24 protein-coding genes are annotated in these 25,986 nt (G+C 35.9%); 20 read left to right on the top strand and 4 right to left on the bottom strand.

The features are described from left to right. The first annotated feature begins 37 nt into the window (after window positions 1-37). The 4 genes from ACFSO7_RS21030 (at window position 38) to ACFSO7_RS21015 (ending at window position 5,282) form a co-directional block, all read left to right on the top strand. Window positions 38-1,021, top strand: coding sequence for an NERD domain-containing protein (locus ACFSO7_RS21030; RefSeq protein ID WP_377879354.1), 984 nt, complete (start codon window positions 38-40; stop codon window positions 1,019-1,021). After that, window positions 1,018-2,010, top strand: a complete 993-nt coding sequence (locus ACFSO7_RS21025; protein ID WP_377879353.1) for a diacylglycerol/lipid kinase family protein — start codon at window positions 1,018-1,020, stop codon at window positions 2,008-2,010. Before ACFSO7_RS21030 ends, ACFSO7_RS21025 begins: the two co-directional genes overlap by 4 nt. Next, window positions 2,007-4,148, top strand: a complete 2,142-nt coding sequence (pulA, locus tag ACFSO7_RS21020; RefSeq protein WP_377879352.1) for a type I pullulanase — start codon at window positions 2,007-2,009, stop codon at window positions 4,146-4,148. The genes ACFSO7_RS21025 and pulA overlap by 4 nt, the downstream gene beginning before the upstream one ends. Before the next feature lie 360 nt (window positions 4,149-4,508). Beyond that, complete coding sequence (locus ACFSO7_RS21015; RefSeq protein WP_377879351.1) at window positions 4,509-5,282, top strand: phosphotransferase; 774 nt, start codon at window positions 4,509-4,511, stop codon at window positions 5,280-5,282. Window positions 5,283-5,463: 181 nt separating this feature from the next. On the opposite strand, the gene ACFSO7_RS21010 is transcribed toward ACFSO7_RS21015, so the two are convergent. Then, window positions 5,464-5,742 carry a YtzH-like family protein gene (locus tag ACFSO7_RS21010; protein ID WP_377879350.1) on the bottom strand — a complete coding sequence of 93 codons (279 nt, stop codon included), beginning with the start codon at window positions 5,740-5,742 and terminating at the stop codon, window positions 5,464-5,466. A gap of 164 nt (window positions 5,743-5,906) precedes the next feature. On the opposite strand from ACFSO7_RS21010, the gene trmB reads away from it, so the two are divergent. Together trmB and ACFSO7_RS21000 are read left to right on the top strand one after the other, a co-directional pair. Next, on the top strand, window positions 5,907-6,551 hold the full coding sequence (gene trmB / locus ACFSO7_RS21005) for a tRNA (guanosine(46)-N7)-methyltransferase TrmB (RefSeq protein ID WP_377879349.1): 645 nt from the start codon (window positions 5,907-5,909) through the stop codon (window positions 6,549-6,551). 236 nt (window positions 6,552-6,787) lie between these two features. Continuing rightward, on the top strand, window positions 6,788-7,627 hold the full coding sequence (locus tag ACFSO7_RS21000; protein ID WP_377879348.1) for a YtnP family quorum-quenching lactonase: 840 nt from the start codon (window positions 6,788-6,790) through the stop codon (window positions 7,625-7,627). Window positions 7,628-7,649: 22 nt separating this feature from the next. Here the strand turns inward: ACFSO7_RS21000 and ACFSO7_RS20995 are convergent, their stop codons facing one another. Further along, entirely contained in the window at window positions 7,650-7,961 is a 312-nt protein-coding gene (locus tag ACFSO7_RS20995) for a PepSY domain-containing protein (RefSeq protein ID WP_377879347.1), read from the bottom strand. 186 nt (window positions 7,962-8,147) lie between these two features. Here ACFSO7_RS20995 and ACFSO7_RS20990 point away from each other — a divergent pair, with 186 nt between their 5' ends. The 8 genes from ACFSO7_RS20990 (at window position 8,148) to murC (ending at window position 17,295) form a co-directional block, all read left to right on the top strand. Next, a complete protein-coding gene (locus ACFSO7_RS20990) occupies window positions 8,148-9,221 on the top strand; it encodes a M42 family metallopeptidase (protein ID WP_377879346.1) in 1,074 nt (357 codons plus the stop codon). 56 nt (window positions 9,222-9,277) lie between these two features. Beyond that, entirely contained in the window at window positions 9,278-9,787 is a 510-nt protein-coding gene (locus ACFSO7_RS20985; protein WP_377879345.1) for a DUF84 family protein, read from the top strand. A gap of 127 nt (window positions 9,788-9,914) precedes the next feature. Further along, window positions 9,915-10,424 (top strand): hypothetical protein, encoded by a 510-nt coding sequence (locus ACFSO7_RS20980; RefSeq protein WP_377879344.1) that lies wholly within the window; start codon window positions 9,915-9,917, stop codon window positions 10,422-10,424. A 23-nt stretch (window positions 10,425-10,447) separates the two neighbouring features. Beyond that, entirely contained in the window at window positions 10,448-10,762 is a 315-nt protein-coding gene (locus ACFSO7_RS20975; protein ID WP_377879343.1) for a thioredoxin family protein, read from the top strand. A gap of 90 nt (window positions 10,763-10,852) precedes the next feature. After that, complete coding sequence (locus tag ACFSO7_RS20970; RefSeq protein WP_377879342.1) at window positions 10,853-11,653, top strand: DUF1444 domain-containing protein; 801 nt, start codon at window positions 10,853-10,855, stop codon at window positions 11,651-11,653. Window positions 11,654-12,136: 483 nt separating this feature from the next. Next, window positions 12,137-14,659: a DNA translocase FtsK gene (locus ACFSO7_RS20965; RefSeq protein WP_377879341.1), complete on the top strand. Its 2,523-nt coding sequence runs from the start codon at window positions 12,137-12,139 to the stop codon at window positions 14,657-14,659. Window positions 14,660-14,745: 86 nt separating this feature from the next. Next, window positions 14,746-15,849 carry a nicotinate phosphoribosyltransferase gene (locus ACFSO7_RS20960; protein WP_377879340.1) on the top strand — a complete coding sequence of 368 codons (1,104 nt, stop codon included), beginning with the start codon at window positions 14,746-14,748 and terminating at the stop codon, window positions 15,847-15,849. A 144-nt stretch (window positions 15,850-15,993) separates the two neighbouring features. Further along, window positions 15,994-17,295 (top strand): UDP-N-acetylmuramate--L-alanine ligase, encoded by a 1,302-nt coding sequence (gene murC / locus ACFSO7_RS20955; protein ID WP_377879339.1) that lies wholly within the window; start codon window positions 15,994-15,996, stop codon window positions 17,293-17,295. Window positions 17,296-17,624: 329 nt separating this feature from the next. Here murC and ACFSO7_RS20950 read toward each other — a convergent pair whose 3' ends face one another. Beyond that, the gene (locus tag ACFSO7_RS20950) at window positions 17,625-18,740 is read right to left on the bottom strand and encodes an aminopeptidase (protein WP_377879338.1); all 1,116 of its coding nucleotides are present in this window, start codon (window positions 18,738-18,740) and stop codon (window positions 17,625-17,627) included. A gap of 173 nt (window positions 18,741-18,913) precedes the next feature. Between ACFSO7_RS20950 and ACFSO7_RS20945 the strand changes: the two genes are divergently transcribed. Genes ACFSO7_RS20945 through ytxJ form a run of 3 tightly spaced genes read left to right on the top strand, consistent with a single transcriptional unit; the run spans window position 18,914 to window position 20,200 of the window. Then, window positions 18,914-19,387, top strand: a complete 474-nt coding sequence (locus ACFSO7_RS20945) for a DUF948 domain-containing protein (RefSeq protein WP_377879337.1) — start codon at window positions 18,914-18,916, stop codon at window positions 19,385-19,387. Between the two features lie 19 nt (window positions 19,388-19,406). Then, a complete protein-coding gene (locus tag ACFSO7_RS20940; protein WP_377879336.1) occupies window positions 19,407-19,859 on the top strand; it encodes a YtxH domain-containing protein in 453 nt (150 codons plus the stop codon). Between the two features lie 11 nt (window positions 19,860-19,870). Beyond that, on the top strand, window positions 19,871-20,200 hold the full coding sequence (ytxJ, locus tag ACFSO7_RS20935; RefSeq protein WP_377879335.1) for a bacillithiol system redox-active protein YtxJ: 330 nt from the start codon (window positions 19,871-19,873) through the stop codon (window positions 20,198-20,200). A 45-nt stretch (window positions 20,201-20,245) separates the two neighbouring features. Here the strand turns inward: ytxJ and pilM are convergent, their stop codons facing one another. Then, window positions 20,246-22,402, bottom strand: a complete 2,157-nt coding sequence (pilM, locus tag ACFSO7_RS20930) for a pilus assembly protein PilM (protein ID WP_377879334.1) — start codon at window positions 22,400-22,402, stop codon at window positions 20,246-20,248. Window positions 22,403-22,533: 131 nt separating this feature from the next. Here pilM and ACFSO7_RS20925 point away from each other — a divergent pair, with 131 nt between their 5' ends. The 3 genes from ACFSO7_RS20925 to ACFSO7_RS20915 all read left to right on the top strand — a co-directional run bounded on the left by ACFSO7_RS20925 (window position 22,534) and on the right by ACFSO7_RS20915 (window position 25,745). Continuing rightward, window positions 22,534-23,610, top strand: coding sequence for a bifunctional 3-deoxy-7-phosphoheptulonate synthase/chorismate mutase (locus ACFSO7_RS20925; protein WP_377879333.1), 1,077 nt, complete (start codon window positions 22,534-22,536; stop codon window positions 23,608-23,610). Between the two features lie 378 nt (window positions 23,611-23,988). Further along, window positions 23,989-24,573: a Crp/Fnr family transcriptional regulator gene (locus ACFSO7_RS20920; protein ID WP_377879332.1), complete on the top strand. Its 585-nt coding sequence runs from the start codon at window positions 23,989-23,991 to the stop codon at window positions 24,571-24,573. A 203-nt stretch (window positions 24,574-24,776) separates the two neighbouring features. Beyond that, complete coding sequence (locus ACFSO7_RS20915) at window positions 24,777-25,745, top strand: NAD(P)-dependent alcohol dehydrogenase (protein WP_377879331.1); 969 nt, start codon at window positions 24,777-24,779, stop codon at window positions 25,743-25,745. Window positions 25,746-25,986: the final 241 nt, after the last annotated feature.

The following is a 25,986-nucleotide window of genomic DNA, read 5'->3' as shown; positions in this document are numbered from 1 at the left end:
TGGTACATAGTAGTAGCAGAAAGCAGGTCAAACGTAAATGGGTCAATTAATTAAACTAGAGGACTATGTTTCGAGATACGAACAAAATATTTATCATTATCCATCGCGGTTTGTTAGATTAAAAAAACAACAGTGGGAAAACCTGAAAGAAAATTTGGGAAACGAACAGAAAGAAACCCCTGACCAAGGTTTTTGGTATGAAGATGAAAAAACTCCAATTATTAATAGGCTAAAGGGATTATTTCAAAAAAGAAATCAAGAAGTAGAAACGAAACCAGTCCATGGCTATACACTAGCACCAGAAGAAAAAAAAGATGAAGAGGAAATGCCTTTTCAGTTTACTGCACAGTTCTCTGGGCGTTCTATGAACGAAGAGGAGATGAAGATTCAATTTTTGGATCAACTCTTTCGCTTTCAATTGAAATGGGCGACTTCAACGATAGCCGAAAAATCGCATATGAATTCACAGTATTTTTATGATGAAAAATTGAAGTTTTTTGTCCAAAGATTCCCAGATAATTTTTTAGTTCTGTATCATCCGATTTTTCTTCTTAAAAGTGCACCGACTGAATCAGAAATTATTTTGATTAGTCCAACTGACACTTGGTGTATTACCTTTCTGGAGGCGGAGGAAAATGCTGTTTTTCAAGGGAGTAACGAGCACTTTTGGATTAAACGAATCCAGCATCAAGAGAAAAAGGTTCTTAATCCATTGATCGCATTAAATCGAACAGGCACGATCATTCAAAAAATTTATCAGTTAAATGAAATAGAGCTTCCTATTCATAAAATCGTATTAAGCAGGAATGGTTACATTGATTTTCCCCATGCTCCTTCTGATGTACGCTTTTATGAAAAAAGAAATTTCGAAGAGTGGTTTCAAGCCATGCGTCGATTGAAATCCCCTCTTAAACATATTCAATTAAAAAGCGCTGGAGCACTTCTTCAATATTGTCAAACGACAAGTTACAGAAGGCCAGAATGGGATTTGCTTGATGACGAGCAAAAAGGGGAATCGTGATAAAGAAAATGTCTAAACTATATTTTATTATCAATCCAAAAGCAGGGAACGGAAAAGCAAAATTAATATGGTCTGTACTAGAGAAAAAACTAATAAGCAGTAAGATTCAGTTTATGGCATTTTTTACAGAAAAAAATGGACATGGAAAGCAGTTAGCTGCCCATATTATCGACAATACAGATGAGAATGTTATAACTATCATCGTCGTCGGAGGGGATGGGACTTTAAATGAAGTTATCAATGGCAGTAGCTACAAGTTAGAAAACGTTCGAATTGGATTGATTCCTGGGGGATCTGGTAATGATTTTTCAAGAGGATTTTCAATTCCGTCGGATCCAGATGACGCATTAAAGGTACTCTTAAGGCTAGTAAAACAAGAGGTTCCTTCATTTGATGTTGGAAAAATAATAATAGACGACAACAGGGAACATTTTTTCATAAACAGTACTGGAGCAGGATTTGACGCCCTTATTTCTTATGAAGCGAATCACTCAAGCTGGAAAGGACTTTTGAATCGGTTTTCACTTGGGCAATTTGTTTACGTCATTTTATTACTAAAAAATTTATTTACTTTTAAATGCTCTACAGTCGATTTAATCATTAATGGAAAGAAACAAACCTTTCCCAAAACTTGGTTTGTCACAGTATCCAATCAACCCTATTATGGCGGGGGAATGAAAATTGCCCCACATGCATTGGCAAATGATGGCGAATTGAATGTGACGGTTGTTCATAATTTATCGCGATTAAAGCTCTTGCTTGTTTTCTTAAGTGTGTTTTGGGGGAAGCATTTAGGATTCAAGGAAGTGAATCATTTCTTAGCCCGTACAATATCAATACAATCTTCAGAGCCGTTTTTTGTACACTCAGATGGTGAACCAATTGGTTCGACTCCATTACAAATTTCCATTCATCCTGAACCGATTTCCATTTTGACTAGACAGTGCCTAGTTGAAATACAACAAGAAAAGGAGATGAACATCAAGTGATTTCTATTAAGCGGAATTTCTTTGCTTATCTGGATGAAATGAGTATTATTACGATTCTCCTTCCTTTTTCTTATTATGGGGGACAATCTAGCGTATTCCATGTCACCAATGATGAGCAAAAAGTTCCGCTCAATATTAACGAAAAAATTGTTCTTAATGATTCGATTAAATATGTATGTCAGCTCCCAACTTCTTTATCATTTGGGGAAACTTATTGGATTGTTGATGAATATGAAGGTAGATCGGATTTGCAAATTGGAGCTGTCATTCGAACGTCAGAATTTGATCGACATTTTTACTATGACGGACAAGATTTAGGTGTGAAATATCAGAATAACTATACTCAATTTAAATTATGGGCTCCAACGGCCACAAAGGTTAGCATTAAACTATCCTCTTCAGAAGGAAACGTTGAAAAAGTTAATATGATTAGAGGGGAAAAAGGGGTATGGAGCTTTCAAGATAATCGGGATCTAGAGGGTTATTGTTATACCTACCTCGTCTGTGTCAATTTAAGATGGAGAGAGACGGTTGATCCATATGCAGTAGCAGTGACTGCTAATGGTGAAAAAGGGGTTATTATTAACTTAGAGAAAACAAAGTTACCGAAACCTGCTTTACCTCCATTTGAGAATCCAGTCGATGCAATTATTTATGAAACACATATTCGAGATTTTACTATTCATCCAAACAGCGGAGTTACCCATAAAGGAAAATATTTAGGTATCGGAGAGGTCAATACTTTTACCCCTGAAACAGGAATCACAGGGTTAACCTATCTGAAGAATTTAGGAATCACACATATTGAATTTTTGCCTGTTCATGACTTTGAAGGGGTGAATGAGCTCGAAGATTATGACGAATATAACTGGGGATATAATCCAGTTCACTTTAATGCTCCTGAGGGTAGTTACTCCACGAATCCATCAGATCCGTATTCACGAATAGTGGAATTAAAGCAGTCGATACGTTCCATTCAACAACAAGGAATCCGAGTCATCTTAGATGTTGTTTATAATCATGTATATAAACGTGAAAATTCCTCTTTTGAAAAAATTGTTCCAGGGTATTATTTTAGGCATGACGAATTCGGAATGCCTTCGGATGGAACGGGTGTTGGAAATGATATCGCTTCAGAACGGTTAATGGTGCGAAAATTTATTCTGGATTCAGTAAGATTTTGGATTCTTGAATATGGAATCGATGGATTACGCTTTGATTTAATGGGCATTTTGGATATCGAAACTATGACAGCTATAAGAAAACTTATAGATAAATTAGATCCTAATTTTTTAATCATTGGAGAAGGCTGGGATTTAAATACACCACTTCCAATGGAAAAAAAGGCGATTTTAAAGAACCAATCGAAGCTTATTAGAATTGCTCAGTTCAATGATCAATTCCGAGACTCGATAAAGGGAAGCACCTTTAACCAAAATGATAAAGGATATGTTTTTGGAAATGGTGAAAAAATAACAAACACTAAAAAAGCTATAGCAGGAAGTGTTTCATCGGAAAATAGTTTATTTAATGAGCCTGGCCAATCAGTTAATTATCTTGAATCACATGATAATCATACGATGTGGGATAAATTTTCAATAATTTTGAACGGAAATGAAAATTTAATAAGAAAATACCATCGGTTAGCGACGACCATTCTCTTTCTTTCTCAAGGTATTCCATTCTTGCATAGCGGTCAGGAATTTTTTCGAACGAAGCAAGGAATTGGTAATAGCTATCAATCACCTGATAGCGTGAATCAAATTGATTGGCCTAAGAAACAATTCTATATGGAAGATGTTCAATTTATAAGAGGAATAATTGAGCTTAGAAAATCCCATCAAGCATTTCGGTTACAAACAGCGAAACAAATTCAAACTCATTTAGAATGGCTATCTTTAGTCGAACCAATGCTTGGATATCATTTGAAAAATGTAAAAACATTTGGTAAATGGTCTGAGCTACTTGTCATTATCAATCCGTTAAATAGCTGTCAATCAGTAAAGTTCCCTTTAACAGGGCAATGGCACGAACTCGTTAACGATAAGAAAGCAGGTAGTTCATCATTGAGACAAATCGAATTAAATGAGATACAGATAGAGCCGATAAGTGTATATGTCATCGGAAAAATGGAATAAACAAAAGCTGTACTATTTTTAATTTATATTGACGAATAATGTCAGTTAGAGATAAAATCTAAAAGATAGCTACCCTATTTAATTGGTTGTTAGCTGTCTTTTATTTTTTAAAAGATAGAAAGTATAAATTATTGAACTTAGAAAATTGTCCAGCTCCGGCGCCTAGCCCCGACTTATGGGATGTACTAGTGTCGACAATGCGACAAGAAGTCGCGTTTTTGTCGGCATCAAGGTCAAATGGCGCCCCAAAGATAAGGTTAAAAAGCAAACCTCCTCTATGGGTCGACATTTGCTTGTCGGAGCTGAACAAGGCGCCTACGCTTTTCTTAGATAAATTGCACATATTGAAGGTGAACCATCTTGGAACATTTACTTGGACAGGAGTGGGAAGTTATTCCTGCTGGCGGCGAAACGGGTGAAGCGTTTTTTGCTCAGTTTGAAGAGCAAAGGTTATTTTTAAAACGGAATTCCTCCCCATTTCTCGCTGTTTTATCAGCTGAAGGAATTGTCCCAAAACTTGTTTGGACGAAAAGATTAGAAAACGGAGACGTCATTTCTGCACAGCAGTGGATGGACGGAAGAGAGTTAAAACCGTCGGAAATGAATGTGGATCAGGTGGCGAAGCTTCTAAAAAAAATCCATCGTTCCAAGCCGTTACTGGGGATGCTGAAACGTCTAGGTAAATCGCCTCTTAAACCGAAAACCCTCCTTCGGATGCTCGAAGAAGGGCTTGATTTAGATTTATTAACGATTCCAACTATTGTACAATCATTGGCATTTTTAAATAAAGAACATATAAACATTCAATCTGATGAGATGGCAGTCTGTCATAGCGACGTAAATCACAATAATTGGCTATTAACCGATCAAAGTGAATTGTTCTTAATTGATTGGGACGGTGCCCAAATATGTGATCCTGCTATTGATTTAGGCCAGCTTTTGCATTGGTATATTCCGAAATCAGAATGGGTAAATTGGCTTGAACTTTATGGTATTCAGTTAACCGAGCATTTACAATTGCGTATGAAGTGGTATGTGATTGTGAAATCATTAAGCTCTATCCAATGGTATAAGAGTAAACAACGGCACGAAGAGATGGAAAAATGGATTAAGAATTTAGAGCGTATGTTTTAAATTTTCTAGCGAAAGCGTCCTGCCCCGACGTACAGGATGTACTAGTGTCGACATAGCGACAGGACGCCCGAGTTTTTGTCGACCTCGAGGTCAATTGTTCGACACCCATAAAGTTAAAGAACGAATCTATGGGTGGGAAAGATTTGCTTGTCAGGGCTTTCGAGTGCGCTTTTCGATTTTCTTAAGAATACTGATCAATATGATTTACCCATTGGGCAAGTTGGTCTTGGTTTGTTGTGATATGTTCGTCCAAATTAGCAGCATTGACCCCGTCTTGACTGTAAGTGTAAATGTTTTGCAGGACATTTTTAACAGGATCCTGGACATCATTATTGACCATTAATGACTTGGCAAGGCGTTCTAACTGCTCTAATTCCGATACTGATCCGCAACAATCTGATTGATGGTTTGTTAATATATCTTTTAGAAGATTAACTTGATCTTGATGATTAATGGGCATGATTTTATCACCTTTCTGCTAGTGTAAAAAAGGAATTCACACTTAGATTGTGAGTTCCTTTTTCTATTTATGCCTTCAAACTTTAGAATTCATATTTCCACTTGAAAGTACTATTTATGCATGTTATGGTTTTTAACGAAACTGTTTTTTCGAGGAGTGTCAAAATGAGACAAAGAAATAAACCGTGGGCTAAAGATAAAATGAATCAATACCCTCAATATGTTATTGCTAGCCCTGAGCAATATAAAGGAAAGTGGTCAGAGGTATTTGAGAATAATCAGCCTCTTCATATAGAGATTGGTACAGGCAAAGGTCGTTTTGTAACTGGAATGGCAAAGGCGAATCCAGAAATAAATTATATTGGAATAGAACTGGCAGACAGTGTCATTGTAACGGCATTAGACAAATTAATTGAAGAAGAACTTCCTAATTTAAAGTTGTTAAATGTGAATGCTGTTGAATTAGAAAATTATTTTGCTAAAGGTGATGTCGATCGCATTTATCTTAATTTTTCTGATCCATGGCCGAAAACCCGACATGAAAAAAGACGTTTAACCTTTGAAAGCTTTCTTCGCATTTATGAAAATATTCTTGTGGATGAGGGAGAAATTCATTTTAAAACTGACAATCAAGGTTTATTTGAATATTCATTAACGAGTTTTTCAAAATATGGCTTACTATTAACCTTTGTCAGTCTAGATCTGCATCAAAGTGATTTCGAAGGAAATATTATGACTGAATACGAAGAGAAATTCTCAAATAAAGGAAATCGTATTTATCGCAGTGAAGCGAGATTCCAGAAATTGTAGAGGCCTGTCCATATTGGATTGGTCTTTTTTCTATCTAGGAATTAAAAAATATATCTAAAGAAGTTTGGCGGAATCCAGCTCCAGCGCCTAGCCCCTCGAGGTCAAATGTTCTCATCCCAAAAAGTCAAAGAACGACTTTCCGGGATGAGAAGCATTTGCTTGTCGGGGCTGATCAAGGCGCTTTCGCATTTTGTACTAAGAATGTTAAAATAAGACATTAAGAAGGGGGAATTGACATGGAGACACTTGAGTTAAAGCAAATGAAATTAACTTGGCTTTCTGGAGGAGTAACGAACTTAGATGGTGGAGCCATGTTCGGCGTCGTCCCGAAAGCTTTGTGGGAGAGAAAATATCAATGCAACGATAAAAATCAAATTGAACTTCGGACTGACCCAATCTTGGTACAATGGGATGGTAAAAATATTCTAATTGAATCGGGGATTGGTAAGGGTAAATTAAATGAGAAACAAAAAAGAAATTTCGGTGTGGCGGAAGAATCCAAATTAGAAGAACAATTAATGGAGTTAGGTTTAACTCATCATGACATCGACTTAGTTTTAATGACACATTTGCATTTTGACCATGCATGTGGTTTAACGAGTTTTGTGGATGGTGAGTATAGGTCTGTTTTTTCTAACGCAAAAATCATCACATCTAATATCGAATGGGAAGAAATGAGAAATCCTAATATTCGTTCAGCAAATACGTATTGGAAGGAAAATTGGCAGGCTATTTCTCATCAAGTCGAAACTTTTGAAAACCACTGGGAGCTAGGTCCAATCAAAATGATTCATACGGGAGGTCATAGTGATGGTCACTCCATTATTGTGATTGAAGACGGGCAGGAAACATGTATACATATGGCTGATTTAATGCCAACACATGCTCATCAAAATCCACTTTGGGTTTTGGCCTATGACGATTATCCAATGAATTCAATTAAGGCTAAAGAAGAATGGCTACCATTTGGTATCAAGAAGGATGCATGGTTCATTTTTTATCATGATGCTATTTATCGAGCTATAAAATGGGATGAGACTGGAAAAATAACGAAGAGCATCAGACGGGAAAAATAAGAAAGAAGGGCATCCTTCTTTCTTAAATTGAATAAATTTCAAGTAATGTTCCTGTTTTGGCATCGGCGATAAATTCATATTGTTCTCCGCCGTCATTTGTTTTTCTAGAAATGCCACCTTTATATACTTGATAAGATAGCAAGTTTTTCTCAAATGGTTCTACTTTCATATGAATCCAGGAACCATTAATGGGCCCATTTTCTTTAAATTGCTTTTTGGCATTTTCCAAAACCTTTTCGGCTGAAATGTATGACTGTTCCATTAAATATTTATTCGTAGCATAGCAGCTAACTGCTCCAACAGCTACTCCTAATAAAAACGACTTCCAATTCATTAGGTTGGCCTCCTTACACTTAGGCTATTTTAGTTTAGTATAACTCATAAACAAGCATGACTGCGAATCAACTAAAAAAATCATTTTATTGAAAAGGTTCACTTAATAGTAGTCATATCACAGAAACTTTTGTAAAATCAGAATATACATATTTCGATTATAGAAAGAATTTAGGAGGAGTTAATAATGAACGAGCAAACTTTAGCGCTTTTTAAAACGTTAACAGAACTTCAAGGTGCACCTGGTAATGAACATTTAGTTCGCAAGTTTATGAAGGAACAGTTATCCATGTATTCTGACGAGATTGTTCAAGACAAGCTAGGAAGTATTTTTGGAGTAAAAAAAGGGGACGTAAGTGGTCCAACAATCATGGTCGCAGGCCATATGGATGAAGTTGGTTTCATGGTAACTTCTATTACTGAAAATGGAATGATTCGCTTTCAAACATTAGGCGGCTGGTGGAGTCAAGTTTTATTAGCTCAACGAGTTCAAATTATGACTGAGAATGGACCTATTATCGGGGTAATTGGTTCAATCCCTCCACATTTATTAGATGAAGCAAAAAGAAGTAAGCCAATGGAGATTACGAATATGTTAATTGATGTTGGTGCAGATGACCGTGCCAACGCAATCGAAATCGGAATTCGCCCCGGCCAACAAATCGTACCAATTTGTCCATTTACGCCGATGGCCAATTCAAAGAAAATATTAGCAAAAGCATGGGATAATCGTTATGGCTGTGGTTTATCAATCGAATTATTGAAAGAATTAAAAGACGAAAAGCTTCCAAATTTATTGTATTCAGGTGCAACGGTACAAGAGGAAGTGGGTCTAAGAGGAGCAGGAACGGCTGCCAATATGATTAACCCTGATCTATTCTTTGCGTTAGACGCGAGCCCTGCTAATGATATGTCAGGTGATAAAAATGAATTTGGCCAGCTTGGGAAAGGGACATTGCTTAGAATTCTTGACCGTTCTATGGTAACACATCGTGGCATGAAAGAATTTATTCTTGATACAGCAGAATCAAATTCGATCCCATATCAATATTTCATTTCACAGGGCGGAACAGATGCTGGAAAAGTGCATACATCAAATAACGGCGTACCAAGCGCGGTTATCGGGATTTGCTCTCGTTACATCCATACTCATGCTTCGATTATTCATATCGATGATTATGCTGCAGCAAAAGAATTACTTGTAAAGCTAGTGAAATCATGTGATAAATCTACTGTGGAAAGCATTAAACAAAATAGTTAAGAAATCATAAGGCATAGGAACCTCTATGCCTTTTGTTTATTTGGGGGAATGATGAAATGAAAATCGTGATTGGTTCGAAAAATCCAGCAAAAATAGAAGCTGTTCGTAGTGCTTTTTCAAAGGAGTTTGAGTTTTATTCAGTAGATGCCCAATCAGGTGTCAACGAGCAGCCTTTTTCAGATGAAGAAACAATTAAAGGCTCTATCAATCGTGCAGAAAATGCTTTGAAGATTGGTCAGGGGGATATTGGAATTGGTCTTGAAGGAGGAGTACAAGAATCTTCATATGGACTCTTATTATGTAATTGGGGGGCTTTGGTGTTAAAAGACCATCCTCCTATCATTGCTGGTGGAGCAAGAATTCTGTTGCCTGAAGAAATTGCTCTTCGGTTACGTCAAGGTGATGAACTTGGACCTGTAATGGATGAATTTGCACAAAAGGAAAACATCCGAAAAAAAGAGGGGGCCGTTGGCGTTTTTACGAATGGAAAAATTGATCGGGTCGGGATGTTTACTCATGTTTCGAAATTATTAGCCGGTCAATTTGAATATTATAAGTTGAATTAACTTTTCCATCATCCTTAAGATTAGAAATATCGACAAAAAAAGGCAAACATATGATTCAGGGTTGATTGTCCCCTAACTCACAAGGTATCATAGAAGAGTAAATGATTTCCTTTAAGGGGGAACAGTAATGAGGTTTTCGTTATTAATCCTTTTGTCAATATTTCTAATGGTTGGATGTTCAGCATCCCTCGAAGAAAAACAGGATGAAACAATTAAAGCTGTTCAAGACCAACTGAAGAAAAAACCAAAAGAAACGAATAAAGAGGTTGGCGAGATTGAGTTTTATTTACCGTTTGGATTTGAAATTGAAAAGGAATCCCCAAATAATCTAATACTAAAGAATGGTTCGAAAACGTATATTTTATTTTATAACCAACATGAAAACGAGCAAAGTGATGTTGTATATAAATCGACTTTAAATCAACATGAGGAATTTGAGATTAATAAAAAGTGGAAGGAAAAAGAAAGTTTAGGGTATTTATTAGTAGAAAAAGTAGAAAAAGATAAGAATGAGTTGATTGTTGGAATAGGTGGCGTAAAATTAACTTCTGAAACGAAAACAAGTAGTCTTGCAACGGAAGCAGCAACCATGATGGAAATCGTCCATTCTGTTGCTATAAAAATGAAACAAGAGTAAATTTGAATAGGATGTGCAACTAAATGAAAAAGTTAGAATCATTGGAACAGTTTACGGAGCTTCGTGATAATGGAAGTCATATTTTCCTTTTTTCAGCTAATTGGTGTCCTGATTGCCGTGTAATCGAACCGGTTTTACCAGAAATTGAAGCGAAATTCGCTGAATATGAGTGGATTTATATTGATCGAGATGAATACATTGATCTTTGTATTCAACTTGATGTGTTCGGTATTCCAAGCTTTATTGCCTTTGAGAACGGCAAAGAGTTAGGACGTTTTGTAAGTAAAGATCGTAAAACACAAGAAGAAATTGAACAATTCATCGTTGGATTAAAATAAAAAAGTAGATGGTCCCTTCGTCTTTCTTTCAGACGAGGGATTTTTCATGTAATATAGGATAAGTTAAAGCCTTCTGAAGGAGGAAATGTAATGAAAATGGATAGTAGTAAAATGAAAAAGGAATTAGAAAATCGTTTAAAAAGTCCTAATCGTTCTTTTTCATATGATCGTGAAAAAGATGAATTGAAAATAGTGAATGTCCGTACTGGAAAAGGAATAACCATTGCCATATCAGGAATTGTCGCCAAATGGCATGAGCAAAAAGATAAAGTCATTGATGAAGTAGTTTATTATGTGGAAGAAGGCCTTAAGGTGATGGGTACGGAGAACAGTTTATTAGGAAATGATAAAAAAATCTTTCCTGTTATTCGATCTACCTCCTTTCCGGTTGAATCTGGTGAAGGTGAAAAATTTATAACCGAAGAGCACACCGCAGAAACAAGAATTTATTATGCACTCGATCTTGGCCAGTCCTACCGATTAATTGATGAAAAAATGGTGGTTAAAGAAGGTGTAGATCCTAAACAAATAAAGGAATCAGCTTTATTTAATTTAAGATCATTATCTACGGAAGTAAAAAAGGATGAAGTAGCTGGGAATTCTTTTTATTTTCTATCTTCTAAAGATGGGTATGATGCAAGTAGAATACTGAATGATTCCTTTTTAAAACAAATGCGGAATCAAATAAACGGGAATATGGTGCTTGCTGTTCCTCATCAAGATGTGTTGATAATCGCTGATATTCAAAATAATACGGGTTACGACGTTCTTGCGCAAATGGCCATGTCCTTCTTTGCAAGTGGTAAAGTCCCAATCACTGCATTATCTTTTGCCTACGAAGAGGGAGAACTCGAGCCAATGTTTATTTTAGGGAAAAATCGAAAAATGTAACGATGAGATCACTGTTTGGTGATCTTTTTCTTATGTTAAATAAAAGGCATTCATAGTATGATATAGTATTTAAGCCACTACTCCCACAAACCTTACTATGATTTGTTTAATTTTTTTTCAAATAAATAAATAGAGTAAACAAAGAACACAACGATACAAATAAAACCAGCAAATAGTAAAATTTTTAGAGGATTTGATAAAAAAAAGAAAAATAAAAAAGTGAATAGGATGATAACCAATTGTTTCATTCTTCCTCCACGAAAAAAATCGATTTTACAATTATGATTCCCAAATAAAAATAAAAAACTTGCAACATCAATTGAAAAAGGGCTGAGTATATTCTTCACAATCACAAAAAACACCCATCCGAATAGATTATTAACATTTTTCTGGTTATATTTATCTAAATTTCTTCTTTTATGTCGAATTTTCAAGAAATACTGCTAAAATAAGAAGGAAGAAGAGTAGAAAGAGTGATATTTCTTGAGTTGGTTTAATAAAATCTTAAAAATATTCCGTGATAGGGAAGTAGAATACGAGACTGAAAATGATAGGGAAGTAGAATATCAACATAATCAAAAAAATGATCAACAGGGCAAGGATGTAGATGCGAAAATCGCTTACCAATACCCAAAAGGTCAATTTCGTTTTCCGTTAATACCCGATACTGATCAAAAAAGGACACAAATAAATCGCGAGGAACGGAAAGAGAAATATATCGCTAAAGATTACCAGCCACCACAACAGGTTATGAGACGCTCTAATGACAATCGAGTACGATCTCAGCGGGAAAAGATTCAAGGGATCAGTGAACAAATAAAAAATGAGAGGCAGTTTCCTGAAAGGGAACCGATTCAGCAACAACGAAATAATAATGAAGTTCGTTCGAAAATTTCGAAAAAAACTAGCCGTCCTTTCCGGCCAACTGAAATTCCCTCTCCAATTTATGGGTACTCAAAGCGACCATATCAACAAGAAGTAATCGAGTTTGAATTGGAGGATAGCCAAGATTCTTTTAAAAAGCAAAATGAAATGGCACAATTTTTTCATAATGAAACAATTGTTAATCAAAACATAAACAATTTTGAAGAAATTGAAGTTGAACAGTTACATACTTTTCAGGACGAATATGTAAGTGAGCTAAGTAACTCTAATCATGAAGAATTTCGTCTTGAACATTCTTATAGTAACCAAGAAGAAGCTATTCAGTACCAAGATAGGGAAGTAGAATTAAAAGTAACACCGTTTCAGGATCAACAGGAAGAATTAGAATATGAACAATGCGAAGATGTACAAGAAATAATTGAAGATCAACAATACCTAACAAATGAAAATAATAATGAACAAAACCTAGATATACAGGAAGAAATCCTTGAGGAAAAACCTCAACAACGTACGCATTTACCGTTTAATGTCATGATGCTTAAACAGGATAAGCATCATCTAGAGCAAAAAAAAATAGCCGAGTTTAAACATAAGGAACCTATTGTCCCTACAACCAGGCAAAATGTTCAAAATGAAATAAAGGTAGAAAATTCCGAAGTTTCATCATTTAAACTCGGGAACGAGGATTACATTTTCCCAGGATTTGACCTTTTGAATCCCCCAGTAACTCGCTTTGCACAAGAAAATGAGGACTGGATAGAAAATCAAGAATACTTATTAAACGAGGCATTGAAGAACTTTGGGGTTCGGGCAAGTGTTGTAAATATAACACAAGGACCTTCTGTTACACGTTTTGAGGTACAACCAGAACCAGGTGTCAAAGTAAATAAAATTACGAATCTCTCAGATGATATTAAATTAAGTTTAGCGGCTAAGGATATTCGCATTGAGGCGCCGATTCCAGGTAAGCATACAATTGGAATTGAGGTCCCGAATAAGAAGAGTCGTCCTGTATTAATTTCGGAAATTATTAAGACTGAGGCCTTCCGAACTAGTCCTTCACCCCTAACTGCCGTGTTAGGCTTAGATATTTCAGGAGCGCCAATCGTTACTGATTTGAAAAAGATGCCACATGGACTTATTGCAGGAGCGACGGGTTCTGGAAAAAGTGTATGCATTAATTCTATACTAATTTCGTTACTTTATAAGGCAAGTCCTCATGAACTAAAACTATTATTAATTGATCCAAAAATGGTAGAGCTAGCTCCATATAATCATATTCCACATTTAGTGAGTCCTGTTATTACGGATGTAAAAGCAGCTACAGCCGCACTAAAATGGGCAGTAGATGAAATGGAACGGCGCTATGAGCTATTTGCTCACGCAGGTGTAAGGGATATTAACCGATTTAATGAATTGGCAGAAGAGCACAAACGATATTCAGAAAAACTACCATTTATCGTGATTATCATCGATGAGCTAGCAGACTTGATGATGATGTCTCCTGCAGACGTAGAAGAGTCTATTTGCCGAATTGCACAAAAAGCAAGGGCATGTGGAATCCATTTAATTATTGCTACTCAACGACCATCTGTTGATGTCATTACCGGGCTAATTAAAGCGAATGTACCAACTAGAACGGCTTTTTCTGTATCTTCTCAAATCGATTCTCGAACGATCATCGATATAAGCGGTGCGGAAAAACTTTTAGGAAGAGGCGATATGCTATTCCTAGAAAATGGCTCATCCAAACCTGTTCGTTTACAAGGTACATTTGTTTCAGATGCAGAGATTGATTTAGTTGTTGAGCATGTTCGTAGCCAACAGGAACCGGAATACTTATTTCATCAGGAAGAACTCTTGAAAAAGGCGCAAGTGGTGGAAGAAGAAGATGAGCTTTTTTATGAGGCATGCGAATTTGTTATTGACCATGGAGGTGCCTCTACTTCAAGTCTTCAAAGAAGATTTAAAATTGGCTACAACCGTGCGGCTCGCTTAATAGATATGATGGAGTCTCAAGGCTTTATTTCAGAACCTAAAGGGAGTAAGCCTCGTGATGTTTTAATTACTGAAGCAGAGTTAGAACAAATACAAGAAACGACTAGTAGTACATTCATTTAATTAATGGTATTCTTTATGTGCATGAACTTCATAATAAAGATAAGACAGATGGACGTTTTTTATTTACTATTTGAGGAGCTTTAAGAATGAAAGAGATTGAACTGAAATTACAAGGGAAGATTAAACGCTTAACTAATCATACATTTAAATTTGATGAACGAGTAAAAGATGGTTGGTTTTCTGCTGTTTATTTTTTGAAGACGAAGGAAATAATTGAAAAATTTCATTCAGATAATATCGTGACGATGCAATTTTTTCAAAAAAATCATGCTGTACTCTGTGGGACAGATGAAGTTATTGCTTTAATAAAAACTTTTGCTACAAATCCCGAAGAGCTTGAAATTTATTCATTGAAAGATGGGGACAAAATATCTCCATTTGAAACAATGTTAACGATTAAAGGAGCTTATCAAGATTTTGGATTTTTAGAGGGGCTTATTGACGGTATTCTTTCAAGAAGAACATCGGTGGCGACCAATGTTTATAATGTGATGAAAGCAGCAGCTGTTAGCGGAGTCCAAAAACCAGTCATTTTTATGGGGGATCGAGATGACCATTTTATCACGCAAGCAGGGGATGGTTATTCCGCTTATATTGGTGGTGCAACTGCTCAAGCTACCCATGCGATGAACGAGTGGTGGGGTAAGCAAGGAATGGGTACGATGCCGCATGCTCTGATACAATTATTTGATGGTGATATCGTGGCTGCTACACATGCTTATCGCGAAACATATCCCCAGGATGAACTAATTGCACTTGTTGATTATAATAATGATGTTATAACGGATTCCTTAAAAGTTGCTAGAGTGTTTGGGGAAGAGTTAAAAGGGGTTCGAATCGATACGTCAAGGACATTGATTGATCAATATTTCCTTCGCAATCAACACCTTCTAGGAACATTTGATCCACGTGGAGTAAATACGGAGCTCGTCTTTGCATTACGGAAAGCATTAGATGACGAAGGATTTAACCATGTGAAAATTGTAGTAAGCGGTGGTTTTAACGAAAATCGAATTCTTGAATTTGAAGAACTTGGAGTTCCTGTTGATATGTATGGGGTTGGCAGTAGCCTTCTTAAAATTAATATTGGCTTTACTGGTGATAATGTTTTATTAAACGGTAAGCATCAGGCAAAGGCTGGAAGAAGATATCGACCAAACCCAAGACTAGAAAAAGTTGATATGGATTAAACAAAATAGTGTTCAAAATGATTTGGTGTTATACTGTGTAAATATACAAACGATTAATAACTGTTCCTAATTTTTTTCAAAATAACAAAAGTAGTTAATAATCATATACTGTTTTACATAAGATTTGGTTTGGAGGTTCTTTATATGACTATTTACCATTTCGTAGGTATAAAGGGTTCTGGAATGAGTGCTTTAGCACAAATTCTTCATGATATGAATTATGAAGTCCAAGGCTCAGATTTTGAAAAACGATTTTTTACTCAACAAGCCCTTGAACAATCTGGAATAAAGATCCTTCCCTTTCAAAAGGAAAATATTCAACCAGGTATGACGATCATAGCTGGAAATGCCTACCCTGATACACATGAAGAAATACAGGAAGCGATGAAATTAGGGTTACCAATTGTACGTTATCATCGCTTCTTAGGCGATTTTATGAAAAGTTTCACGAGTATAGCGATTACGGGTGCTCATGGGAAAACATCGACAACGGGCCTTTTAGCACATGTGATGGAAGGGGCAAAACCAACGGCCTATTTAATAGGAGATGGTACAGGTAAAGGAGAACAAGGTGCTGAATACTTTGTATTTGAAGCTTGTGAATACCGTCGCCATTTTCTTTCTTATTTCCCGGATTATGCTATTATGACAAATATTGATTTCGATCACCCAGATTATTTTGCAAATCTTGAGGATGTCTTTAACGCTTTTCAGGAGATGGCTTTACAAGTCAATAAGGGTATCATTGCATGTGGAGATGATGAACAGCTTCAAAGGGTTCAGGCGAAGGTTCCTGTTCTTTTTTATGGGTTTGGGGAAGAAAATGATTTTCAAGCTCGAAATATTAATAAGACAACGGAAGGTACGACCTTTGATGTTTTTGTGAGACATACTTTTTATAAGACATTCACTATCCCTACTTTTGGAAATCATAATATATTGAATTCATTAGCTGTGATTGCACTATGTCATTATGAAAATTTAGATGCTCAAATTGTTCATGACCAACTTCTTACATTTAAAGGTGTAAAAAGACGATTCACTGAAAAGAAGATGGGTTCTCAAGTAATTATTGATGATTATGCTCATCATCCAACTGAAATTAAAGTAACTATTGAAGCGGCAAGACAGAAATACCCTGACCGTGAAATTGTTACTGTTTTTCAGCCACATACATTTACAAGAACGCAAACGTTTTTAGAGGATTTTGCCGAAAGCTTAAATGAAGCAGACAAGGTGTACTTATGTGAAATCTTTGGCTCTGCGAGAGAAAATCATGGAAAACTTTCGATTAAAGATTTACAAGCAAAAATTGCTGATGCTTCGATTATATCTGAAGAAAATACGAATGAATTGAAAAAACATGAAAATAGTGTCATCATTTTCATGGGTGCTGGAGATATTCAAAAATTTCAAGAAGCATATGAACAGCAAATAATATCATAATAAAAATGGGCCTGTCTAAATGAACAGGCCCATTTTTAATTAGGGATATATGGATAACTTTGGAGTAGTTACCAGCGCAAGCGTCCTAGCCCCGACGTACAGGAAGTACTAGTGTCGACAATGCGACAGGACGTCCGAGTTCTTGTCGACCTCGAGGTCAAATGTTCGCTACCCCAAAAGTTAAAGAACGACTTTCTGGGTAGGGAAGCATTTGCTTGGCAAACCAAAGAACGGTTTGCATAAGTGCGACTAGGTTTCTGGCTTTGCTACACTCGCCAATCAACCAGTCTTCTTTATCGGGGCTTACAAGCGCGCTTCCGCTTTTTAATTTATTTAAGATTCTCTGGGTTCAATCCCTCTAATTCAGCAATGACAAAACGTCCATCTTTACGAATTAATACATCATCGAAGTAAATTTCTCCCCCACCATAATCAGGACGTTGGATGTTAACCATATCCCAGTGGATATTCGAATGATTACCGTTAAAAGCATCGTCATAGCATTGGCCAGGTGTAAAGTGGAAGCTGCCATCAATTTTTTCATCAAATAGAATATCTTGCATTGGGTGTAGGATAAATGGATTTACACCAATCGCAAACTCCCCAATGTAACGTGCTCCTTCATCCGTGTCAAAAATTCTGTTAATTCTTTCCGAATCATTTGAGGTTGCTTCGACAATTTTTCCATCTTTAAAAGTAAGTTTCACATTTTCAAATGTAAAACCTTGATATGGAGATGGAGTATTATAAGTAATTACTCCATTAACGGAGTCACGGACAGGTGCTGAATATACTTCTCCATCTGGAATATTTAGCTGACCCGCACATTTAATCGCGGGGATATCTTTAATCGAAAAAGTTAAATCGGTACCTGGTCCTGTAATTCGAACTTTGTCTGTACGATTCATTAATTCAACTAAACTGTCCATTGCTTTATCCATTTTTCCATAGTCTAAGTTACAAACATTGAAATAGAAGTCTTCAAAACCTTCTGTACTCATTTTTGCAAGCTGAGCCATGGACGAAGTTGGGTAACGAAGTACAACCCATTTTGTTTTCGGTACACGAATATTGCTATGAACTTTTTTGCCGATAGTACGGCCAGAGACTTTCATCTTTTCATCTGGAACATCTGCATGTTCATTAATATTGTCGCCTGAACGAAGTCCGATATAAGCATCCATCTGGCTCATCACGTTTGCTTCAAAATCAGCGATCATATTGAAATGCTCATCTTGTGCACCCATTAGAAGGGCACGGTCTACTTGGTGGTCTTTTAATAATACAAATGGATAACCGCCAGCTGCATAAGCTTCTTTTACTAAAGCGGTCACTAGCTCACGTTGTAATCCAAAATTTTCAATTAAAACTTTTTCACCTTTTTGAAGACGTACAGAATAATTTATTAAGTTCTTTGCCAATTTTTCAATGCGAGGATCTTTCATTTTATTGCCTCCATATGTAAGTAAAATTTATGTACGTTTCTATTTTAACCGAAAAGTATATAATTGTTGAATAGAATACATGACTGATTTTCATTATACTGTTAAAATATATTGGGAGAAGTTAATCAAATCATTCATTTAAACGGACTTAAATCAAGAAAGGTGGACATCAGTTGATTATTTCAATAAGTGTAGCCATTATTGCGATGGCATTTGTCGTGTTAGTTATTTTCTTAGTAAAGACATTGAAAGCAGTTCAAGGAACGATGGAGGGAGTGTCCAAAACTCTTGCTGGTATCGAGAAACAATTAGACGAGGTGACGAAAGAGACGGCACTCCTTCTTCATAAAACCAACGTGCTTGCTGATGATATACAAGAGAAGGCTGAAAGTTTAAATTCAGTCGTTGTTGCAGTTAAGGGTGTAGGATCTACAGTTAATAAATTTAATCATTCATTAAGAAGTGTAGCAACATCATTCGACCAACAAGTCGAACAAAATAAAGATAAAATCTCTCAAGTAGTACAATGGAGTAATATTTTATTAGAATTAAAAGATAAATGGAAAGCTAAAAGGGAGGAAAAAAAAGCAAATTCGGACGATGAAAAACGAGAAATAGAGCTGCAAAGATTACGATCACATTCATAATCAAGGAGGAGTTGGAAAAGTGGGAAATAAAGAGAACCTAATTGACGCTAATAATGAAAAAGAGACTGGTATCAACTCAAAGGATTTTATCGTTGGAGCCTTAATTGGAGGATTAGTAGGTGCGGCAGCAGCCCTTTTCTTAGCTCCTAAATCAGGAAGAGATATTCGTTATAATCTAAATGAGCAGACCTCTTATCTAAAGGATAAGGGAGAGCAATGGATAAGTTTAGCTGTAAATAAGGGGAATGGCATCGTTTCTTCCGTAAAAGATAGAACAAAAAGTATGACTAAATCCTCTAATGAAGGGTTAAATAAAGAAAAAAATCTTCGAATCGTAGAAGATCAGGATTATGGGAAAGAATATATTTCAATTAAACCATCTACCTCTTCCTACGAAGAAATACATAAAAAACTTCAAGAAACGCAGCTGGCTCTTGAAGAAGAAGAAGTAAAGATCAAATCAACTTTTTAGGAGGATCAATTATGAAGCAAATCCATAGTGTCGACGAGTTAACAGAAGTAATCAATCACGAATCGATGTTTTATTTATTAAAGCACAGTACAACATGTCCAGTCAGTCAAGCGGCGTTTGAAGAATATGAGAAATTTTCAAAAGAGAATGCAGATATGAACTGCTATTTTCTAACCGTTCAAGATTCGCGTCCTCTTTCAAATCATATTGCCGAACAGTACCAGATAAAACATGAATCGCCACAAGCCTTTTTGTTTAAAAATCAAAATGTGAAGTGGAATGCTTCGCATTGGAAAATAACAAATACCGCATTAAACTCAGTTCTAAAGGAAAATGCCTAATTAATAAAAGCTGGTTAAGGAATTTAATCCAAAACCAGCTTTTTGTTATTTAATTAATTCAGGCCAAACAATTTTTAATTCATCCCCAGGTGCAATTTCATCATAAAAAAAAGTTTCTTCCCCATTTTTTAATAAAATAAATTGTCCACTTGCCTTTTCGGGCTTATCGACCTCGACAAATTGAAATAAATCTTGAAAAATAAAGGGCTCAACCTTCTTTTGTTCAATAGTGATTTCATTTCCATCTTCTAAAACATCTTCTTCTTTAAGAGTGGTTCCATTCCTAGTTATGTTTAATAAACTCTTTGTTAAAATTAGTTGTTGATCATTAAAATGGACAGGGATTTTATACTCTAATTGATACTGTTTAATATCGACTAGTTTTCCGACAGTTAACGTTTCTTTCGCATCAATCTGAATTTCATCTAAATGTTCAAATTGACTTTCAAGCTGAACCTTTATTCCATTTCGGTAGAGGTTTCCAGATAGTTCTGAGAAAAAGGTTTCTTTTCCATTTATTTTTAAACGAACTGGTCTTAATTGAAATAATAGTTTCTCTTCATGGATAGTAAGTAATAGTTGTTCAATAGTTTCGGGCATACTCCATGTAATGACATCTCGATCTGCAATTTCTCTTGATATTGAAACTATTTTACCATTACAGCAAATATCTGCTTCAATTTGATATTTCTTCCCATTTACCGTAACTTTTTTCATAGGAATATCTTCAATGATGTCTTTAATTGATACAGGAGTGGTTTCACCATCTGACCCTCTCTCAACCTTAAGAATATCCCCGGTTTGAACAGGATCATCTAACGAGCAAGGTTTCCCATTTAATTCAATCGTTGGTGCTTGTCCGAATTGCCCAGGAATAGTAATCATTGTGCCATTTACTTTGACCATTTTTGCTAAACCTGGTTTTCCGTAAAGCTTATTCATTTTAATTCCAGCGGCTAATAAACAGTCACCAACAGTAAGATGATTGACTTCAAATAAACGAACAGGCTGCTCATTCACGTAAATTGTTTTATATTGTACAGGTGATTGATAAGCTGCGATAGCAATTCCAATTGGCGTAACTAATTCTGGTCCTTTTTTTATTGACTCTGAAATCGTTAAACTAGAAATCGCTTCTGTTCCCCTGATAGCAACACGATTTTCTGGTAGCTGCAGTTTGGCAGCGACTCGCTTAGGTAATTCCGGTGTTTGGCTACCTCCACCAACAAGCATGACAGCTTTCGGTGATTTTTGATTATTTAATTGTAAAATTTCTTCACAGATGGAATTGGCTAATCGATCAAGAGAAGGTGAAATCTGCTGAATCATTTCCTCTTTTGTTACTTCTGTCTCAAATCCTAAAATATCCTGAATGACTACTGAATCATTTGTATATAGCTCTCTTTTTGCAGTTTCAGCAAATGGAAAATCTAGAAGATACTGATCGCTAATCGCTTCTGTAATTTCGTCCCCAGCAATAGGGACCATCCCATAGGCGATAACCGTACCAAGATCAGTAATGGCTATATCAGAAGTTCCAGCGCCAATATCAACTAAAGCAACATTTAGACGGCGCATAGAGGCTGGAACAAGTACATTAATAGCAGCAATCGGTTCAAGAGTTAATGCATCCATTTCTAAACCAGAACGTTGTAAGGCAGATATGAGCGATTCAACAACTACTTTAGGTAAGAAAGTGGCAATGATCTCAACAGAAGCTTCCTTCCCAGTTTGGTCAATTAAATTTCCTATCTCTTCTCCATCTAAACGATAATAAAGAACGGAATAACCGACACAATAATAATAATGACTCATTTTTGATTCTTGTTTATTAGCAACGGTTGCCTGTGCTTCCTGAACGGCACTTAATTCTAAATGAAGGATATCCTGCTTTGACATCATTGGTTTCGATTGTATATCAATGTGAAAGGCTGCTCTTTCAGTTATTAATGCTCGACCAGCAGCTGCTACACATACTTTTGTTAAAGGACCGTGATCTTGTTCAAGCCGCTCTTTTATTTCAGTTATCACTTTAGATACAGCGATAACGTCATGGATTTGTCCATCAAGCATCGCACGTTCCGTATGTTCTTTTACTAAAACGTCAAGAACTTGGAATTTTCCTTGAAGTTCTTCAAGAATAATCCCAACTACCGATCTTGTTCCGATATCCAGGGCAAAAATTTTCTTTTTATCTTGCAATATTATGCACCCTCTAATTTTTCTTCTTATAAAAAATGTAACATATTTTACTTACTCGATAAAGAAGAATAGAATGTTTATGTCTATTTTACAGCTATATTAGTAAGTGTTTGAAAGGAATGGGAATATTAATGAGCAAAGTTGAATTGGATCAGCTTCGTGGAAAGGTGGACGAGATTAATTTAGAGCTACTAAGGCTTATAAATGAGAGAGCCCAATTGGTTCAAGAAATTGGAAGAGTGAAGGAATCTCAGGGAGTCTACCGATACGACCCTGTTCGAGAAAGAAATATGTTGGATCTAATAAAGAAACATAATGATGGTCCGTTTGATAATTCGACTGCTGAACATATATTTAAGGAGATTTTTAAAGCCGGACTTGAATTACAAAAGGGTGATCACAATAAAGCCTTACTTGTTTCAAGGAAGAAAAAAATAGAAGATACGATTGTAAATGTAAAAGGTGAATTAATCGGTAATGGACTACCTCATTTTGTCTTTGGACCTTGTGCTGTCGAATCCTACGAGCAGACTGCAACAGTCGCAAAAGCCGTAAAAGAAAAAGGCTTACGATTATTACGGGGTGGAGCTTACAAACCTCGAACGTCTCCATACGATTTCCAAGGACTAGGATTGGAAGGTTTAAAAATATTGAAAAGGGTGGCCGATGAATATGATATGGCTGTCATTAGTGAAATCGTGAACCCTTTTGATATTGAAATAGCTTGTGAATACATCGATGTTATCCAAATCGGGGCTAGAAACATGCAAAACTTTGAATTATTAAAAGCAGCTGGCTCGGTGAATAAGCCTGTATTATTAAAAAGAGGAATTGCAGCTACAATTGAAGAATTTATTTATGCTGCTGAATATATTATGTCACAAGGTAACGGTCAGATTATCCTATGTGAGCGGGGAATCCGAACCTATGAAAAAGCGACACGAAATACATTGGATATTTCCGCTGTACCTATTTTGAAAAAAGAAACCCATCTTCCAGTATTAGTCGATGTAACGCACTCAACAGGTAGGAGAGATTTATTATTACCAGCTGCAAAAGCAGCATTAGCAATTGGTGCAGATGGAGTAATGGCTGAGGTACATCCAGATCCTGCGGTTGCACTTTCCGATGCTGCCCAGCAAATGAACCTTGAGCAATTTGACGATTTTCTAAAAGAGCTACAGTCATTTGCTTATGCTCGAATATAGACTTTTTTCAAACCTCTTGCCTTTTGATAAGAAGTTCTCTTTTGGAGTAACCGCATACTAAAAAGCAAATATAAAAAACAAATATAAAAGCAGTGAATTTCACAAACGAAATCGCACTGCTTTTAGCATTTTTACGAGCAAATATTGGTGATATCACAAAAAAACTTATAAACAAGCGAGTTAAGTTATCTAAATAAGGAACAAATATCGTATCAGTAATGGGGGGGCATCTAAAAACTTAAACATTCCCTTCTTGTTTTTACTAATAAACGATAAGAGGATTAAGTAAGTTTTATCAAAAAAGAAAAAACACATGGATAAAAATGTTAAAATGATTAAGGAACCATTTAAATTAACTCAATTTGAAAGGAAGGTAATATGAAGAGAATTCTCTTGAAATATATGTCTGATTTTACTTCACTCAGTGAAGAGGAACAGCATGCAATATCTAAAAGTTTACGAATTGATGAATATAAAAAAGGAAAATACCTTCTTAGACAAGGAGAACTTTCCGCTTTTAAATGTTATTTCGTACTAATGGGGTGTGTCAGGCAGTTTTTTATAGATGAATCAGGTAAAGAGGTCACATCAAATTTTTTTACTGAAGAACAAGCGATTCCAATTATCAATGAACAGAAACAAAATAATTTATCAAAGTATTCATTATTGTGTGTCGAAGACTGCATATTAGTTGTTGGCGACGTTGATTCAGAAAAAACAATGTTTAACAAATACCCACAACTGGAAACCATGATACGCAAAATGATAGAAATAAACCTTAGTGAAATACAAGAACAATTCGGAGAATATATCAATTCGTCTCCTGAAGAACGCTACGAATCTATATTAAGAAAACGCCCCCAGTTAGTTGACCGTGTACCACAGCATCAATTGGCTAGTTATCTTGGAATCACTCCTGAGTCATTAAGTAGAATTAAAAAGCGAATTAAAAAGAATTTTTAAAATGGATGTCATCCACATTTCGCAATCTTTCCTCCTCATCTAGGTAGCATCCAAATTGTAATAACCCCATAAAAAAACATTCTCTAGAAATTAACTTAAGTCAATGAAAGGTTTTAATACCCTTGTTACTATTAAATAAAATTAAAACAAGGAAATTTTTTGAAAAGGCCTTTTATATTAAAGAAAATTGGAGGGAGTTTTTTATGAAAGCAATAGTTTGTGATAAATATGGTTCACCTGATGTCCTTGAATTAAAAGAGATAAAAAAACCTTTACCCACCGAGAATCAAGTATTGGTAAGAGTTAATACTGCATCCTTGAACTATGGTAACGTGGTTCTTTTGAAGGGCAAACCTTTCTTAGCCCGATTCGCCTTCGGACTAAGGAGACCAAAATATTCCATACCTGGAGGTGACATAGCGGGTACAATTGAAGCTGTTGGTAAACACGCTAAGTTATTTCAAGTAGGTGATGAAGTATTTGGCGACCTCTCTGGTTGTGGCTGGGGAGGTTTTGCTGAATATGTAACTGTCCCCGAAAATGCTTTAGCATTAAAGCCAAGCAATATCTCCTTCGAGGAAGCTGCTGCGACACCTATGGCAGGTGTGACTGCCTTACAAGGACTACGTGATAAAGGTAAGATTAAATCCGGACAGAAGGTATTAATTTATGGGGCATCTGGTGGGGTCGGTACTTTCGCGGTACAAATTGCTAAATCATTTGGGGCTGAAGTAACAGGTGTATGTAGTACAAGAAATTTAGAGATATTGCGTTCAATAGGAGCCGACCATATCATTGATTATACAAAAGAAGATTTCACCCAATATCAAGAGTGTTACGATTTGGTTCTTGGTGTGAACGGCTCTAATTCCATTTCAGCTTATAAACGTGTACTAAAACCATATGGGAGTTTTGTTCACTTAGGAGGATCCGAATCCCAATATTTTCAAACATTATTTCTAGGACCTTTTATTTCAATGACTGGAAGCAAGAAAATAAGTAATATGTTACAGAGAGCAAACCAAAAAGACCTGAATTATGTAAAAGAATTACTTGAGACTGGCAAAGTAAAACCAATAATTGATAAACGGTATAAGTTAAGTGAAATAACTGAAGCATTCAGATATTTTCAGGAAGGTCACGCTCAAGGTAAAGTGGTAATTACTGTATAATTTAAATCTGACATTAAAAAACCCCTTGATCATTTTTACGTTGATATATCAATAAAAAAAGCAATGCGATTTTGCATTGCTTTTAATTATTTTTTTATAGTTGCGGGTATTCCAAAAGAGAACGGCTTAGCCTATTGGGTAAGAGGTTCTATGAAGAATAAAGCAGAAGTTTTTTGAAAAAATTCGTAAATATTATATGCTTCCCATTGCGACAGCTTCATGCATGTCGTATGATATGATA

Origin of the sequence: Bacillus sp. CGMCC 1.16607, assembly GCF_042683745.1 — a bacterium.
In the GTDB taxonomy this organism is placed as follows: Bacteria; Bacillota; Bacilli; order Bacillales; family Cytobacillaceae; genus Pseudoneobacillus.
This window is presented reverse-complemented; position numbering and strand designations above follow the sequence as displayed.